Consider the following 15,310-nt stretch of genomic DNA (forward strand, 5'->3'; position numbering starts at 1 on the left):
GCTTGACGGAAACAGAGGCAGATGTCAATTTAACATCAAAGCGAGAGGTCAAGGAGTGACGTGTGAAGATCACCATCAACGTGTTCCTGCTCAAGGAAGGGCGAACCGTTCAGGACGCACTTTCCGATGAGGTCAACTTGCGACCTATCGCTTTTTCATTGGGCGATGTTGAGTGCCTCTTTTACCATCAGAAAAACCCTTCCCATCCGAAGTGGACGCAACTATTCGGTGCCATCCCAGATGTGGCTGGCCTCGACCTTACCGGCAGATCGCTCAAAGCCCTCCTCGTCCTGGCAGTCAGCGGCAGGGTCTTTTGCTTCACTTTTGGCCACGCCAGGCACCTGATCGATCCGCTAGCCATTGAACGTTATTTCGGGCTGCGCACGGCGCTTAGCTTGACTGATCCATTACTAATCAAGTCCGTGGAAAAGTCCAATATTGACCGCACACCGCTGCGCTCAAAGGCGCAGTCATCGAGGCTGCTGTCGATTTCGGAGTTCGATTTCAAGTTTGACTCGGAGATCCTGAAATCGCTAACCGGCATCGTGGAGAACGATCAGGATGAGGGCGAGTACGTCAGCGGTTCGGACTCATTGGCGCTGCATTCCGATGTAAAGCTCGAAGACTTCCCGGAGATCGCGCTTCGACTGTTGACGGCGTACGAAGACGAGCACTGCAAGGAAAAATACCCTTGGATGGACTTCATCGTTCCAGTACGCGACTCCACACTCATGGGCCAACTGGATGAGCTTTTAGTGGCTGCGATAAATATAGAGCAGTTCGATCGCGTCCGTGCGGCGCCACCCGAGCTACTTGGTAATGACATCAGCGGCTTCGGCTATGTGAAACACAGCGCTCGATCTCGCAACGGCCCGACGATTACATTCGATCTGGATCTGCGGCAGGCGCTACTCGCCAAGCACCTTCTGCGAGATCTCACCCGCCAGGCGCTGGCATCCGAACGTATCTACCTTTACGGTGCAGACGAGCAACGACTTGCTGCGTGGCCTCTGTATACGTGCCTTGAGGCGGAGATCGAACACGAAGGAAAAATCTATCTGCTCAGCGAGGGTGATTGGTACCAGATTGACCGCGATTACACCGAGCAAGTGAACCGCTTCTTTGACGCCGCAGTTCCATGCAACCTGGTGTTTCCTCCGTATGGCACCGACCACGAGGGCGCTTACCTTAGACGCATCGCAGACAACATAAATTTCTATCTGCTGGACCAGAAATTGGTGAGGTTAACGGGTGCTGGTGCCCCATTCGAATTTTGTGACCTGCTCACGCCGGATCACCACATCATCCATGTCAAGAAGTACTCATCGTCGAGCGTGCTGAGCCATCTCTTTTCTCAGGCCTATGTGTCCGCTGAAGCTCTGATCAACACCCCCGATGTCGTTACTCAGGTGAACGCCCATCTGGCGGAGTTGGGTAATTTTCAGTTCGCCTTCAACCCTGTTGCGCAACCGCGCAACAGAATCGTGTTCGCTATCATGCAACCCAACGATACGTTGCACATGCCGTTTTTCTCGAAGGTGAACTTCCGGCAGTTCGCCCAGCGGCTCGGTGCAATGGGCTACCAGGTTGAGGTTTGTAGAATCGGTAATTGACCCATCAGGCCACGGTCAATCAGACCGGCCAGCACATTTCATTGGGCGAGCAGTGATGCTCTAGGTTGAAAAGTCAGAGGACCTCGACGCCACACATGTAGGGCCTCAGCACGTCTGCACACGGATCGATCCATCAGTCTTGGTAGTTCTCCAAGACGGCCACCAGGGTACGTTCAACTGCGAGGCCCATTCCGCTGAGTGTATGTAACAGCGCTGTACGAAATCCCGAGAAACCCAATCGACGCTCCTAGCAAGCTTAAATTTTATAGAGTTTCCGGCCATCTACGGAAAGGTATTCTGTGATGACAAGCCCAAGGCGCAAGCGGGCCTGACGGGATGACTTTGGCGTCGTCCAAACCAGCGAAGGCGAGTAAGGCGCAAATCAGCGCGGACAACAAATTTTTATCTGATAAAGGATCGTCCAGCGCATAACCTGGCGATTGCAAGGTGGGCTGGATCAGTCGTGTAACGTTACTCTCCCCGAAACCGGAATACGACCGACCACCAGGTCATTGGCCGCTGCAGCTTGATCGACGTGGCCGAACGAGATTCCGAAGAGCATCTCATTGATGCTGCGCTGCCGATCGCCGGTGCTGCTGAAAAGCCCAAGGCCCAAGTATCAGGACTAATTGTCTATGCCAGCCGCGTGTGCTGAAGGGCACCCACTTACTCTGCCTCGCAAGGCCGCCGTCGCAGCTTCGTCTTCTCACTGGACAGGTTGCCCACGTCCCTATAGCGTGAACCGCAATGGCCTTACGCCACACCGGTCGCCGCTACTTCATAAGGATTTGAAACGTGCTTATAGAATCGCTACGCCTGATCAACTTCAAAAAGTTCAAAGATCAGACTTTTGACTTCAACGAAGATGTGAATATTTTCGTAGGTGATAATAACGCAGGCAAAAGTACGATTCTGGAGGCTTTGGAGATCGTGCTCAATTTTCAGTATCGCGGTCGGCCATTCAATAGCGAATTTTCCCCGGATCTGTTCAACGCAGAGACAGTCGCTGTGTTCCGCGCCTCGCCAAAAGAGCCTGCAGACTTACCGATCCTCGTGATCGAGGCGTATATGAAGAACGTGCCCGACTACCGCGGTGCGAACAACAGCCTGAAGAAAGATGCTCAGGGGGTTCAGATCAAAGCCAGCTTTGATCCAGATTTTACTGATGCCTATAACGATTACCTAGCCTCCGGTGCCGCGATAACCAGCATCCCAGTGGAATTCTACCAAGTCGAATGGATGGATTTTGCCTGGAATGTTATCAAACCGATGACCAAGCAATTTAGAGCGCTCTACATCGACCCCACTCGCATTCATCCCACCTTCGGCAAAAATCAGTACATCTCGAATGTGCTGAGCACCGCACTCAGAAAGGACGAAGAGTACCGTCTGAGCCTGAACTACCGTGAGACCCTCCAATCCTTCAACAACACAGATGAGGTCACCACCGTCAATAAGGATTTGGATTCCGATAACAGGATCACGGAGAAGAAGCTGACCATCGCCGCCAACACCATGCCCGCTGGCGCTCTCCAGAACGCTCTGCAACTTGAAGTAAATGCCGTTCCGTTCCACATGATCGGCAAGGGTGAGCAGAGCAAGGTGCAAATCAAACTGGCACTGCACAACAAGTCAAAAGACATCGACCTGGTGATGATGGAAGAGCCGGAAAATCACCTGTCGCATGTCGAGCTGAGCAAGTTGGTGCAAGACATCGAGGACCAGCGAGACGGCAAGCAGCTATTCTTGACGACCCACAGCTCTTATGTGCTGAACAAACTGAGCATCAATAAAATTTGCTTGCTGCATGACGCATATAAGCGACTACACCTCCTGGACAAGGGGGTGGTCAAGACGCTGAAGCGGCTACCAGGCTACGACACACTGCGTGTCGCACTTTCCAAGAAGGTAGTGTTGGTCGAAGGCCCATCTGATGAGTTGATCCTCAAAAAGATCTACAAAGACACTCACAAGGGGCGACTGCCAGAGCAGGACGGGATCGATATCATTGTGGTGCGCGGCGTCGGGTTCAAGACGTTCATTGCGATCGGCAAAGAAATCGGTACCGCGATTAATGTCTTGCGGGATAACGATGGCAATTACGAAAAGAACGTCGTTGAAGCACGCAAGGAATACGCGGCTTTCCCAAACATAAAGCTGGTTTCGTCAAAGAACAAAGATGAATTTTCGCTTGAGCCAGCGATGATTTTAGCCAATGCCGCATCGGAAAAAGAGTTGCAGGCATTTGCAGAAGTTGTCCTCTCCGCCGAGACCTTCAAACTACTCGCTGCCAAACCTACTTTTGCTGAAAAGCTCGAGTTCATCGTGGAGTGGTTCCGAAGCAGTGACGGCGACGGCAAAGGCAAAAAGAAAGTCGATTCTGCCATCAGGGTTTTTGAGACTGATAAGCCTTTCAAATATCCGGCCTTCCTCGCTGAGGTACTGAACTTTGCCTAATAAACTCTGCATCGCGGGTGCCGGTTCAGGCAAGACTCACAAGGTCATTACCGAATCAATCGCCGAAATCGAGCGCGGGGGAAAGGTTCTGGTGGTGACCTATACGACCAGTAATCAGCAGGAACTGAGACGTCGATTTCTGGAGGTCTTTGGTACGCACAGTGATCGGTTCGTGGTCAAAGGTCTGTTCTCTTTTTACTTGGAAGACATGGTGAGGCCGTATCAGCAGGCATTGTTCCAGCGACGGATCGATGGCATCTGCTTCAACCAGCGCAATCCTCATATGAGGCCAGATTCAACGTTTATGCTGCCGGGGCGCGCCGAGCAGCTGGACGATAAGAGCTACAACCCAAAACACTTCCTGACTCCATGCGAGACCAAGGCTCACACCGGCTTTCTCGCAAAACTGGCGAGCCGGATCATGAAGGCCACGAAAAACTCTGCTGCAGTACGACTAGGGGAGATTTATACCCAGTTGTTCTTTGATGAGGTTCAAGATCTGGTTGGGTGGGACTATGAGGTGCTCAAGGGGCTGAGCAAAGTGATGCCGATCCCCATCACGTGTGTGGGAGATTTCCGGCAGACGGTGTACGAGACGACGTTTGGCCAAAAAGCACCTAAAACGGCCGCTGAGAAGGTCGCAGCTTTTAAGTCTATGGGTTTTGTGGGGGAGGCATTGGTGCTCAACCGTCGGTGCATTCAGCCGATTTGTGACGTCGCTGACGCAGTACACAAGGGCGCTTATGAAGCGACGGAGTCGGCGGTGAAAGAGGCCCCACCTGAGTTTGCCCATCACCTCGGCACCTTCATCGTCAGGGAGTCGGACGTCGCCGAATATATCAAGGTGTTCGACCCTATGGTGTTGCGCTGGAGTGTAACGTCCGGGACGAAGCTTCTTCCTGTCCAGGCGCGATGCTACAACTTTGGAGGGAGCAAAGGTCTGGGTTTTGAACGGGTGTTGGTGCTTCCCGCGGAAAGCCAACTGCATTTCGTCTTAGACGGCCAAAAGCCGTTTCCAGCGAAGGACGAAACAGCTCAAAACAAGCTGTACGTCGCCATCACGCGCGCGCGATACAGTTTGGGATTCATCGTGCCAGACAAGAAGGCCGCTGGCTTACGGTTCCCGATCTGGGAAAAAGCTCCTGCTTGAAGGAAGTTTGTGACTTCACGCAGTGATGGCTTCAAATGGATAACGTTTCTGATTAGCGCCTCAATTTTGGGTAGTGCTCACGTACTACCTGAGGAATAGGGGCATCAGATCTGCACTTTCCCCAAGAATCCGCGAACGTTTGCCCGTCCGCTTTTGGCCGATTTCTGCCGTTCGTGAAGGACAGCAATCGGCCAACCTGATACCCAGAGTTAAACCACCGGTATCCGGTACACAACCGAATCATATTTCTCCGCCATCCGCCTCTCGATGACCACTCCCCCCAAACCTTCGGCAATACGTCGACTCGCACGATTCTGCGTCGCAACAGGATAGATAAAGTACTTTGCCACCACCCACTGGCTAGCCCACTCAACAACCGCCCGCACCGCCTCACCACCAAACCCCAACCCATGTTTATCTTCACGGATCCAGATACCCAACTCCGGTGTTTCACTGCCGATATGGTGCAACCCAACCAAGCCGGCAAAACGAGCATTCACCCGCTCCCTGACCGTGAACACGATGTCGCTGCCATCCGCTATAGCAGGCAGCCACCGCCCCCAGACTTGCGCGTACTCTTCCAGCGAGGCAGGCGGTTCCCAGGACATGTAGCGAGTCAGAGACGCAGTGATACAAGAGAAGGACTCAGCAGCGTCGCGCTCGCAGAAGGGCTCAATGCTCAGGCGTTGCGAGAGAATACGGATTGGGTGGGTATCCACTGACATTGCACTTTCCTTCCTGGGGCCGTTACTCCATGTATGCCGTGAACATACCATGCAGGTCGCTTCATCAGTATCAGGCTCTCTATACTGAGCCCCCAGGATGGTAGTTGGAGCACCCATATGCCCGTCGCACCCAATCAAAATTCCCCGATCATTTTGGCCCCGGTTCAACAAAGCGACTTGGATAATCTGGTAGCCATTCGAATCGAGGCCATGCGCGAAAGTCTGGAGCGTGTTGGGCGATTTGATCCAGCCCGTGCGCGGGAGCGGTTTGTCGGCGGCTTTGAAGCTCGCGACACACGCTATATCGAGGCATCTGGAGAGCGGGTGGGTTTCGTAGTGGTGAAACGTCACCACCATGAACTCTTGCTCGACCACTTGTATGTAAGGCCGAGCGCGCAAGGGTCAGGGGTGGGGTCTGCTGTTCTCACGCAGATTTTCAAAGAGGCGGATGCGGCTGCGCTTCCTATCAAAGTGGGGGCTCTCAAAGAAAGCGCTTCGAATCGCTTTTATACCCGCCATGGCTTTCAATTCATCGAAAGCAGTGACTTCGACAATTATTATGTGCGCCAGCCTGTTCCGGCGATTGGCGCTCATTCCGGAACCATGGGCTGACGTGCACTAGCTCTTCAGTTCAGCAGCCCGATTGCTCGCCGCGTCGTCATACGCCACATACAGCGACTCTGCGATTTGGCTTTTGATCGCCTTGGTGGCCTCCAGCCCCAGCACAAAGCCCTCGGCTTTACCGCCAGCACGGTTAAGTTCTTCATGGGTGGAGGCGCCAGTAATAGCGTCAAGCAGCTTGGCGGCGTGGGGGCCGACGCCTTTGGGGAGGGAGATCTGGTCGATGGACATTATCGCTACCTTGAAAAATGGAGTACGGGAGCGAGTGGAACCACTGCCGGGGCTGGCATGGTAGACCTGTTTGCCATGAAAGGGGTCGCTTTACGCGCAGCGGCGCTATTCTTTGCGGCTACGCAGTCAGATGGGGCCATTGATCAATCTGGAGGGGCTTATGGAGTATTGCGTTGAGGGCTACTGCCTTCGGCCATTGTCGTGCGACGATTTCGAGAGGGTCAGCCGTTACGAACGCGTCAATCGCAGGCATCTGCAACCCTGGGAGCCGCTCAGGGAGGAGGAATACTTCACCACTGGCAACGCCAAGGCCAGGGTGGAGCAGCAGGTCAACAATATGCAGGCTGGCAACGCTCTGTGTTTCCTCTTGCTTGAACCCGAGAGCGGAGAGGTTCTAGCGCGGTGTAACTACACGAACATTGTGAGAGGCGTTTTTCAGGCCTGTCATCTCGGCTTCTCGCTAGCAGAATCTGCCCAGGGTCGCGGCCTGATGAAGAAAACACTTCAGGTCACTAACCAACACTGTTTTGAGCAACTGGGTCTTCACCGGATCATGGCCAATCATTTACCCCACAATGTGCGAAGTGAACGCCTTCTGGAGTCGCTGGGGTTTGAGAAGGAAGGACATGCGCGAGCCTATCTGAAAATTGCTGGTGTCTGGGAGGACCATACGTTGAGATCGTTGATCAACCCTGAACAATAAGCGCCCCACCCCACTCAGGAAAAAGCAGATGTCTACCGAGCCCCTCTGCCTGGTTTTTGTCCCCGCTCTGGCAGCCTTGCTGACAGCCGCCGAATCGAAAAAAGGCGCCCTCTCAGCGAAGTCGAAGTGTGCAATATCCGCGACCAGGCCACCTGCATTGCGGTAACCTTCTCCACCGCGCTGGCGATGGAACAAGAACGGGGTTACCTCCTAGGTGGCCGTTACTGCAGGAATGGATATGTACACGGTCCAACTGTGTTGACTGTTAGGCCGTCTTCGCAGGCAAGCCAGCTCCCACAGTTGGATCGTGGGGTGTCAGGTAGATTGGCGTGGGCTGGCAGGCCGCCATCGCAGGCAAGCCAGCTCCCACAGTTGGATCGCTGAGTGTCAGGTAGATTGGCGTCGGCTGGCAGGCCGCCATCGCAGGCAAGCCAGCTCCCACAGTTGATCGTGGGGTGTCAGGTAGATTGGCGTCGGCTGTCAGGCCGTCACGGGAGCAAGCTCCCTCGCCACAGATTTAGCGTCGTGCCGAAGTTGTGTAGATACCTATGCTCTGATCAGCCTCTCGCCTGACGCCCCAACCCACTCCCAGGATTCACGGACCTCCTTTTTATGCCGCCAGCCTCACGCGACCACGCCCGTATCGAACGCCGCCTCATCGCAGCCCTGACCGACGCCTGCGAGATCGCAAAAACCGAAATCCCGGGCTTCGACTGGTTGACCCACACCGTCGACTACCGCGCCTTCCCCCAAAGCCTGCGGGTGATCTGGGTGTTCGACAGCGTTGCGAGCAAGGCTCACGCCCTTGCGACCGGCGCGGACGCCCGTATGCGCGAGCTGACCACCGCCGCGCTGGATGACGCTGACGTACACGTCCCGAACATCGCCCGCTGCGTCAGTTTCGACTCTGAAGAGGAATGCCACCTTCGGCATGGCGGCGATTGGCGTCGACGGCTGGCTACTCTCCGGGCGATCTGAATCGTGCCACGGGTTGCTGACTTCGCTATTGCACCTTACAACACGTCAGCCAAGCCCCCCAGAACAGGCTGCTGAAGAAACGGGTGGTGTCGCCGAAGCCGGCGTCGTGCAACAGCCTCTGAACCGCGGCCTCGGAATGCGGCGGGTCAGCGCCTTGAAGGATTTTGCCGAGCTTGGCCTTCACTTCGTCCGGGGTGGCTCCATGCTGACGCCAGCGTTGGCCCCACGCCGCCAGCAGCAGCGGCTGGCTCGCATACGCGTAATGATTGCCCGCGACGATCAGCGGTGCCCCCGGTTTCAGGTGCGCCCGAATCGATCGCAGCATCCGGTCCTTGGCCTCATCACCCTCCAGATGGTGGAGCACACCGATCAAGGTGGCGGCGTCGTATGACGCGTCTGCTGCCAGGTCTTCAAGCGTCCCGAGATGCAGGGTTGTTCTATCCAGCAAGTGGTTGGCTTCCAACTGCTGCCTTGCCGCGTCCAGCATCGGCTGGGAGGGATCAACCGCCATGAAGCGCCAGCCCGGTTCAAGGCTGGCCATGGCGATGATCTCCTGCGCCGTACCGCCGGCGCCGACCACAAGTACCTTGGCCGAAGGGGCATCGCCAAGGCTCGCCGCGAGCATGCAGGCTGCCAGATCCTGGCACGCGTCATAGCCCGCCAATGCGATACGGCTTTGTCGCGCGTACTCGTTGGCTCTTGAGGTGTCGAATTTTTCAGCAGGGTTGGGTGAGGATGAGTTCAAGGCGGTTCTCCGTGGCCTTGAAGGAAATTACGTTAACCGTGGCAGCAAGAAAAATGCATTAATTTTATGTACTGCATTCCCATGGGGAATGCAGGGCCGTGCGAGTGGAGGGGTTGCAGGATCGTACAAGCCTCTGCGCCTGATGGCCGGATAGTCTGGCTTCTCACTGACAGGAAGGCTCAGCATGACTCACTTACAGCACCCTACCCAACCAATAAACCTCGCGCACAAAGCCTCGCTCATCGACCAGCAATGGAGCCCAAGAGTGGTTGCCGAAATGAACGACTACCAGTTCAAGGTCGTGCGCATCGAGGGCGAGTTCATCTGGCATTCGCACCCCGAAACCGATGAAGCGTTCCTGGTGCTTGAAGGCACGCTGCGTATCGACCTGCCTGATGGCCCGGTGTATGTGAAGCCGGGTGAGTTGTATGTGGTGCCGCGTGGCATTGAGCACAGGACGGCGGCCGAAGGTGAAGCCAGGCTGATGATGATCGAGCCAAGGGGCATTCTGAATACCGGGCATGAAGGCGGAGAGCGCACCGCGTTGAATGACCAGTGGATTTGAGCGCTGAGGCTTATTGCCCTCTGTAGGAGCGAGCTTGCTCGCGAAAAACGTCAACGATAACGCGTGCTTCCTGAATGAACGCGGCGCCTGTAAGTTTTTCGCGAGCAAGCTCGCTCCTACAGAGGGCAAGCCCCTCCCCGTCCAAGTTGTCGATATTTATGGCCAGGTGGGTGTCAAACAATGCCCCAAGCCCTATCGCCTTTGAATCTGCACCGTAGCAAACGTCGGCTCGTCACGCGCCTGCTCCAGTGCATTCCTGGGCTTTTGCGGCGCCCGGGATTGCCCCTCTGGCCGTAACGCAGGCGGCGGATGCAGGCGCATGTCCGAGCGCTCATCGCTGGGCGCCACGCCGAAGAAATCCCGGTAGCACTTGGAAAAATGCGGCGTGGACACAAAGCCGCAAATCACCGCCAGCTCGACAATCGAAATGGGCGTCTGCATCAGCAACTGGCGGGCACGGGTCAGGCGCAGCTTGAGGTAATAGCGCGATGGCGTGCAGTACAGGTGCTTCTGGAACATGCGCTCCAACTGGCGGCGGGACACGTGCACATAGGCGGCCAGTTCGTCGAGGTCGATGGGTTCTTCCAGGTTGGATTCCATCAGGGCGACCACTTCTTGCAGCTTGGGCTGTTGCGTGCCGAGCAGGTGCTTGAGCGGCACGCGTTGGTGGTCGCGCTCGTTGCGAATGCGCTCGTACACGAACATCTGGGAAATCGCCGCCGACAGCGTGTGCCCGTGATCGCGGCCGATCAGGTGCAGCATCATGTCCAACGGCGCAGTGCCGCCGGAGCTGGTAAAGCGGTTGCCATCGAGCGTGAATACGCTGGAGCTGACCTTGACGCGGGTAAACGCCTCCTGCATCGACGCCATCAGCTCCCAATGCACGCTGCACTGGAAGCCATCGAGCAACCCCGCCTGGGCCAGCGCCCAACTGCCGGTGCACACCGCGCCGAGACGTTTGCAGTACAGGCGCGCCTGGCTGCGCAACCAGGCGATGAGCGCAGGGCTGATAGCCTGTTGAATGCCCACGCCGCCGCACACGATCACTGCATCGAAGCCGCGCTGGTCCTGCGCGCACGCGTCCGGGGTCACCGACACGCCATCGCTGGCCCACACCGGCTGGCCGTCCAGGCTCAGGGTTTGCCAACGGTAGAGCTCTTCGCCCGCCAATTGGTTGGCCATGCGCAGCGGCTCGACCGCACACGACAGCGATATCAGGGTGAATTGGTCCAGCAGCAAAAAGCCGATGGTCTGACAAACAGGTGCCTCGGTTTCCATCACCGCTACCCCAGAGGCGTGATCAGGACTGTTCCAGCGCCACCGGCTTGGGTGCCCGGTTGTGCTGGCGCGCCGTGACCAGGCCGATGAAGGAAATCACCAACGCCAGGCCAATGGTCGAGGACACTTCGGTGCGGTGCTCGGGCGTCACCATCATCACCCCAAGGGCGAGGCAGATGAACACGATCACCAGGTAAGTCAGCCACGGAAACAGCCACATGCGAAAGGTCAGCTCGACGTTTTGCCGAAGCAGCAAGCGACGCATACGCAGTTGCGAGATAGCGATCACCAGGTACACCAACAACGCGATGGCCCCGGAGCTGGCGAGCAAGAACTGGAACAGACCGGCCGGCATGAAGTAGCTCAGCAACGTAACGCCCGCACCGATGATGGTGCTGGCGATCACCGCCGCCCGGGGCACGCCCGCCTTCGAGGTGATTTTAAGCGCCGGCGGCGCATCGCCGCGTTTGCCCAGGGAAAACAGCATGCGCGAAGAAATGTAGATCGAGGAGTTCATGCAACTGGCTACTGCGATCAACACCACCACATCGACCATGAACTTGGCATTGGGGATGTTCATCAGTTCCAGTGCGCGCTGATAGGAACCCACGGATGCCAGCAGCGGATCGTTCCACGGCACCACGGAGATAACGATGGAGATCGATAACAGGTAGAACACGCCGATGCGCCAGATCACCGAACGTGTGGCCTTGGCGATGTTCTGCGCCGGGTTGCTCGATTCCGCCGCGGCGATGGTCACCGCTTCGGTGCCGATGAAACTGAACATGATGGTAATGAACGCGCCCACCACCGCCGACAGGCCGTTGGGAGCAAACCCGCCGTGTTCCTCCATCAAGCGGCTCAAGCCGCTGGCTTCGCGATCCGGGATCCAGCCCATGAGTACGCTGAAGCCCAGGCCGATAAAGCCGACGATGGCAATCACTTTGGCCATGGCGAACCAGAATTCGAATTCGCCGTATTTGGCCACGCTGAATAGATTGGTGATCACCAGCAAAACGATTGAGATCAACGCAAACAGCCACGCATCAACCTGAGGGAACCACTGATTGAGCACATGCCCGGCGGCCAATGCCTCGATGGGAATGACCAGCACCCAGAACCACCAATACAACCAGCCGATGGTAAACCCCGCCCAGGGGCCAATGGCCTGGTCGGCGTAGGTGGAAAACGAGCCGGTGTCCGGGCGCGCCACCGCCATTTCCCCCAGCATACGCATGACCAGCACCACCAGCAGGCCGGAGAACAGATAGGCCAGCAACACCGCTGGCCCGGCGGCGGCGATCGCATGCCCGGAGCCGACAAACAACCCCGCGCCGATGATGCCAGCGATGGACAACATGGTCACATGGCGCGGCTTGAAGCCCTGCGCCAGCTGACCGTTGGAATCGTTGCAGTTGAGGCTAGTCATTGTTTTTGTTGTTCTCGGGCGGCCAATGACCCTCACCTTAAGTGCCCTAGGCCAGGCACAAGTAGCCTGGTTACGCCACCATCGTGCCTGATATCGACATTGGCGATGGCCCTCAACCGCGCCGCTCACCCGTTGCCCAGCATCTGCCACAACGACGCGCCCACACCGGTAATGCTCTCCCCGGCGATCAACCCCGCCGCCGCCGTGATCGCAAAGCGCTGGGTCACGCTTGGCCAGCGACGGCTCACCGCCCAGGTCATGATCGCGCCCAGGGCCATCATCAGCGACACCGACGCAGGCAAGACAAACGCCAGTCCCAAGGCTGCCGCACTCGGCAGGTAGCGGGCGCGATGGGTGGGTAATGTGCTGTCGAGTATGCCCAGCAGTACGCCGCACAGGCTTGCAACAGCAATGGCCCAGCGGATGCTGGGTGACAACGAATCCAGCCCGTGGGTCAGGGTTTGGGCCACAGCTTTCCAGGTGGCGACGGCCGGGGCTGGCCACTGTTCGGTGAGCAGCATGGTTTGAGGGTCGGGGATCAACGCCAGGTAAGCGAATACGCCGACGATGCTGCCGACAAAAATCCCGAGGATCTGGGCGATCACTTGTTTGTGCGGCGTCGCGCCAATCGCCTTGCCCACCTTGAAATCGTTCATCAAGTCCGTGCACTGCCCCGCCGAACCGCCAGCGGTGTTGGCGCTCATCAGGTTGATCGGCACCTGGCCCGGCGCAACGATGCCAAAACTCAGCTGGGACAGTTGCCCGATGGCGCCGATCGGCGGAATACCGGTTGCCCCCACCACCCGCGCCGCCACGGCGGCCAGGCAGATCGCCAGGGGAATGGTCAGCAGCGCCATCCCAAGGTTGATACCGAACAACAGCGCTTGCAGGCTCACCACCAACACTATCGCCAGGGCGAACCCCACGGCAGGCCCAGGCTTGGGAACCGTCCAAGACGTGCCGCCAGCCACTCGGGTTGAGCGATGCAACGCCCACAGGCGAATCGCCAGGGACGCCAGGGTGGAACACACCATCAGGCTCACCCCTGGCCAAAGCAGCCATTCCACCAGCGCGGCAAATTGCGGGCCGCTGCTGTCGGCGGGCAGGCTCACCAAGCCATTGGCCAACAGCCACGGCCCCAGCCCGCCCCATGCCAGCAAGGCGCCGAGCAGCAGGGTCAGGCCCACGCGAATGCCGATAATGCCGCCGAACCCCAGCAACAGCAGCGAAGGGTCTGCGGTGAAGGTCAGGCGCTCCAACGCAGGGCTCGGCGACCAGCGTGGGAAAACCCACATAAAGGTATCCACCCACTTGACCAGCCCCGACAACAGCGCCGCGCCGAGCAGCACTTTCAAGCGCGTTGCGGCTTCGCGCCCGTGGTTGTAAATGTGCAGCAGGGTCTCCAGGGTAGCCATGCCTTCGGGAAACTTCAGCGCCTTGTCATTGAGCAATGAAGGCCGCAGGTACCACGCGATCCAGATCCCCAGGAAACTCACCGAAAACACCCAGGCGATCATCGGCAGCGCTGCCAGTTGGTTGCCGGTGAGCAAGGTATAAGCCGGGATGGGCGCGACCAGCCCGCCGGAAATGATCGACGCCGCGGCAGAGGCCACGGTCTGGTTGATATTGCTCTCGTGCAGGGTCCACGGCAGGTGTTCAGCGGAACGCCGGGCCAGGCCTTGCCAGATGCCATAGCCGATCAGCAAGGCGATGATCGACATATTGAACGACCAGCCGATCTTCAAGCCTGCGTAAACATTGGATGGGGTCAGCAGGATGCCCAGCACGATCCCGGTGATGACTGCCCGCAGGCTCAGTTCGCGCTCTACGGGCGCGATTGACGAGGTGGGGTGCATGCAGATTCCTTTCGAGAAAAGCCAGTGCCACCTTTTAAGTGAGCGCTGGGAGACTCGAAGGTTCACCTGCCGAAATAGGTTCTGTAGGAGCGAGCTTGCTCGCGAAAAACCCAAAGGCGCCGCGTTCATCCAGGAAACACGCGTTATCGTTGACGTTTTTCGCGAGCAAGCTCGCTCCTACAGGAGGCGGTGTCGGTGGGCCCGCTATTTGGCGAACGCGTATTCCCCGCCCCGCTCCACCGCCTTGCGGTAAGCCGGACGCGCCTGAAGCTTTTGCAGCCATGCCGCCAGGTTCGGGTAAGCCTGCAATTTGCCCTGGGCCTGGGCGACTTCGCCGATAAAGCTCATCTGGATATCCGCGCCGCTGAGTGCGTCGCCCACCAGGTACGGCGTGTGCCCCAGCACATCATTCAGGTAGCCCAGGTAGTTGGCCAGCTCCGATTCGATCCGCGGATGCAGCGGTGCGCCTGCTTCACCCAGGCGTCCGACGTAGAGGTTGAGCATCAGCGGCAGCATGGCCGAGCCTTCGGCGAAGTGCATCCATTGCACATAGCTGTCATAGGCGTCGGTAGCCGGGTCGGGTTGCAGTTGGCCGTTGCCGTGGCGGCGGATGAGGTAGTCGATGATCGCAGCAGATTCGATCAGCACCTGGGAGCCGTCTTCGATCACCGGGGATTTGCCCAACGGGTGGATGGCCTTGAGTTCAGGCGGTGCCAGGTTGGTCTTGGCGTCGCGCTGGTAGCGCTTGATGTCGTAGGGCAGGCCCAGTTCTTCAAGTATCCAGAGAATGCGTTGTGAGCGGGAATTGTTGAGGTGGTGGACAGTGATCATCGAGGGCAGCTCCGTTAGGGTTAAGCAGAAGACTACACGACGGAGGTGGAGTGCCCTGAATGTTGTTCGCCTCAAGAGCAATCCCGTAATATCACTCAAGGCTCGACTGTTCCACAGCAAAGGATGGC

General features: G+C 57.6%; 15 protein-coding genes and 1 pseudogene. 8 read left to right on the top strand and 8 right to left on the bottom strand.

Going from position 1 to position 15,310, the window contains the following annotated elements; translation table 11 throughout:
- The first annotated feature begins 62 nt into the window (after nt 1-62).
- Nucleotides 63-1,613, top strand: a complete 1,551-nt coding sequence (locus BUE92_RS25560) for a TIGR04141 family sporadically distributed protein (RefSeq protein ID WP_073526955.1) — start codon at nt 63-65, stop codon at nt 1,611-1,613.
- A gap of 73 nt (nt 1,614-1,686) precedes the next feature.
- On the opposite strand, the pseudogene BUE92_RS29360 reads toward BUE92_RS25560, so the two are convergent.
- Nucleotides 1,687-1,824, bottom strand: a pseudogene (locus tag BUE92_RS29360) (serine--tRNA ligase); the annotation flags it as partial.
- Between the two features lie 315 nt (nt 1,825-2,139).
- Here BUE92_RS29360 and BUE92_RS29130 point away from each other — a divergent pair.
- The 3 genes from BUE92_RS29130 to BUE92_RS25570 all read left to right on the top strand — a co-directional run bounded on the left by BUE92_RS29130 (nt 2,140) and on the right by BUE92_RS25570 (nt 5,220).
- The gene (locus BUE92_RS29130; RefSeq protein ID WP_256674009.1) at nt 2,140-2,268 is read left to right on the top strand and encodes a hypothetical protein; all 129 of its coding nucleotides are present in this window, start codon (nt 2,140-2,142) and stop codon (nt 2,266-2,268) included.
- 140 nt (nt 2,269-2,408) lie between these two features.
- Nucleotides 2,409-4,070 (top strand): ATP-dependent nuclease, encoded by a 1,662-nt coding sequence (locus BUE92_RS25565; RefSeq protein WP_073526956.1) that lies wholly within the window; start codon nt 2,409-2,411, stop codon nt 4,068-4,070.
- Nucleotides 4,063-5,220: a UvrD-helicase domain-containing protein gene (locus BUE92_RS25570; protein ID WP_073526957.1), complete on the top strand. Its 1,158-nt coding sequence runs from the start codon at nt 4,063-4,065 to the stop codon at nt 5,218-5,220. Before BUE92_RS25565 ends, BUE92_RS25570 begins: the two co-directional genes overlap by 8 nt.
- 209 nt (nt 5,221-5,429) lie before the next feature.
- On the opposite strand, the gene BUE92_RS25575 is transcribed toward BUE92_RS25570, so the two are convergent.
- Nucleotides 5,430-5,945 carry a GNAT family N-acetyltransferase gene (locus tag BUE92_RS25575; RefSeq protein WP_073526958.1) on the bottom strand — a complete coding sequence of 172 codons (516 nt, stop codon included), beginning with the start codon at nt 5,943-5,945 and terminating at the stop codon, nt 5,430-5,432.
- 117 nt (nt 5,946-6,062) lie between these two features.
- Here BUE92_RS25575 and BUE92_RS25580 point away from each other — a divergent pair, with 117 nt between their 5' ends.
- Complete coding sequence (locus tag BUE92_RS25580) at nt 6,063-6,557, top strand: GNAT family N-acetyltransferase (RefSeq protein ID WP_073526959.1); 495 nt, start codon at nt 6,063-6,065, stop codon at nt 6,555-6,557.
- Nucleotides 6,558-6,563: 6 nt separating this feature from the next.
- Here BUE92_RS25580 and BUE92_RS25585 read toward each other — a convergent pair whose 3' ends face one another.
- Nucleotides 6,564-6,797: a hypothetical protein gene (locus BUE92_RS25585; RefSeq protein WP_073526960.1), complete on the bottom strand. Its 234-nt coding sequence runs from the start codon at nt 6,795-6,797 to the stop codon at nt 6,564-6,566.
- Between the two features lie 160 nt (nt 6,798-6,957).
- On the opposite strand from BUE92_RS25585, the gene BUE92_RS25590 reads away from it, so the two are divergent.
- Both BUE92_RS25590 and BUE92_RS25595 read left to right on the top strand, forming a co-directional pair.
- Nucleotides 6,958-7,500 carry a GNAT family N-acetyltransferase gene (locus tag BUE92_RS25590; RefSeq protein ID WP_073526961.1) on the top strand — a complete coding sequence of 181 codons (543 nt, stop codon included), beginning with the start codon at nt 6,958-6,960 and terminating at the stop codon, nt 7,498-7,500.
- A 612-nt stretch (nt 7,501-8,112) separates the two neighbouring features.
- Nucleotides 8,113-8,478, top strand: a complete 366-nt coding sequence (locus BUE92_RS25595) for a hypothetical protein (RefSeq protein ID WP_057700788.1) — start codon at nt 8,113-8,115, stop codon at nt 8,476-8,478.
- Between the two features lie 25 nt (nt 8,479-8,503).
- On the opposite strand, the gene BUE92_RS25600 is transcribed toward BUE92_RS25595, so the two are convergent.
- Nucleotides 8,504-9,223, bottom strand: a complete 720-nt coding sequence (locus tag BUE92_RS25600; protein WP_073526962.1) for a class I SAM-dependent methyltransferase — start codon at nt 9,221-9,223, stop codon at nt 8,504-8,506.
- Between the two features lie 184 nt (nt 9,224-9,407).
- Here BUE92_RS25600 and BUE92_RS25605 point away from each other — a divergent pair, with 184 nt between their 5' ends.
- Complete coding sequence (locus BUE92_RS25605; protein WP_073526963.1) at nt 9,408-9,788, top strand: cupin domain-containing protein; 381 nt, start codon at nt 9,408-9,410, stop codon at nt 9,786-9,788.
- A 192-nt stretch (nt 9,789-9,980) separates the two neighbouring features.
- Here the strand turns inward: BUE92_RS25605 and BUE92_RS25610 are convergent, their stop codons facing one another.
- From BUE92_RS25610 to BUE92_RS25625, 4 genes are all read right to left on the bottom strand, one after another.
- Nucleotides 9,981-11,066, bottom strand: a complete 1,086-nt coding sequence (locus BUE92_RS25610) for a GlxA family transcriptional regulator (RefSeq protein ID WP_073526964.1) — start codon at nt 11,064-11,066, stop codon at nt 9,981-9,983.
- A gap of 22 nt (nt 11,067-11,088) precedes the next feature.
- Nucleotides 11,089-12,495, bottom strand: a complete 1,407-nt coding sequence (locus BUE92_RS25615; protein WP_073526965.1) for an amino acid permease — start codon at nt 12,493-12,495, stop codon at nt 11,089-11,091.
- 125 nt (nt 12,496-12,620) lie between these two features.
- Nucleotides 12,621-14,351 carry an OPT family oligopeptide transporter gene (locus BUE92_RS25620; protein ID WP_073526966.1) on the bottom strand — a complete coding sequence of 577 codons (1,731 nt, stop codon included), beginning with the start codon at nt 14,349-14,351 and terminating at the stop codon, nt 12,621-12,623.
- 204 nt (nt 14,352-14,555) lie between these two features.
- Entirely contained in the window at nt 14,556-15,182 is a 627-nt protein-coding gene (locus tag BUE92_RS25625; protein ID WP_073526967.1) for a glutathione S-transferase family protein, read from the bottom strand.
- Between the last annotated feature and the right edge of the window lie 128 nt (nt 15,183-15,310).

The sequence above is a fragment of the Pseudomonas fluorescens genome (assembly GCF_001902145.1).
GTDB lineage: Bacteria > Pseudomonadota > Gammaproteobacteria > Pseudomonadales > Pseudomonadaceae > Aquipseudomonas > Aquipseudomonas fluorescens_BV.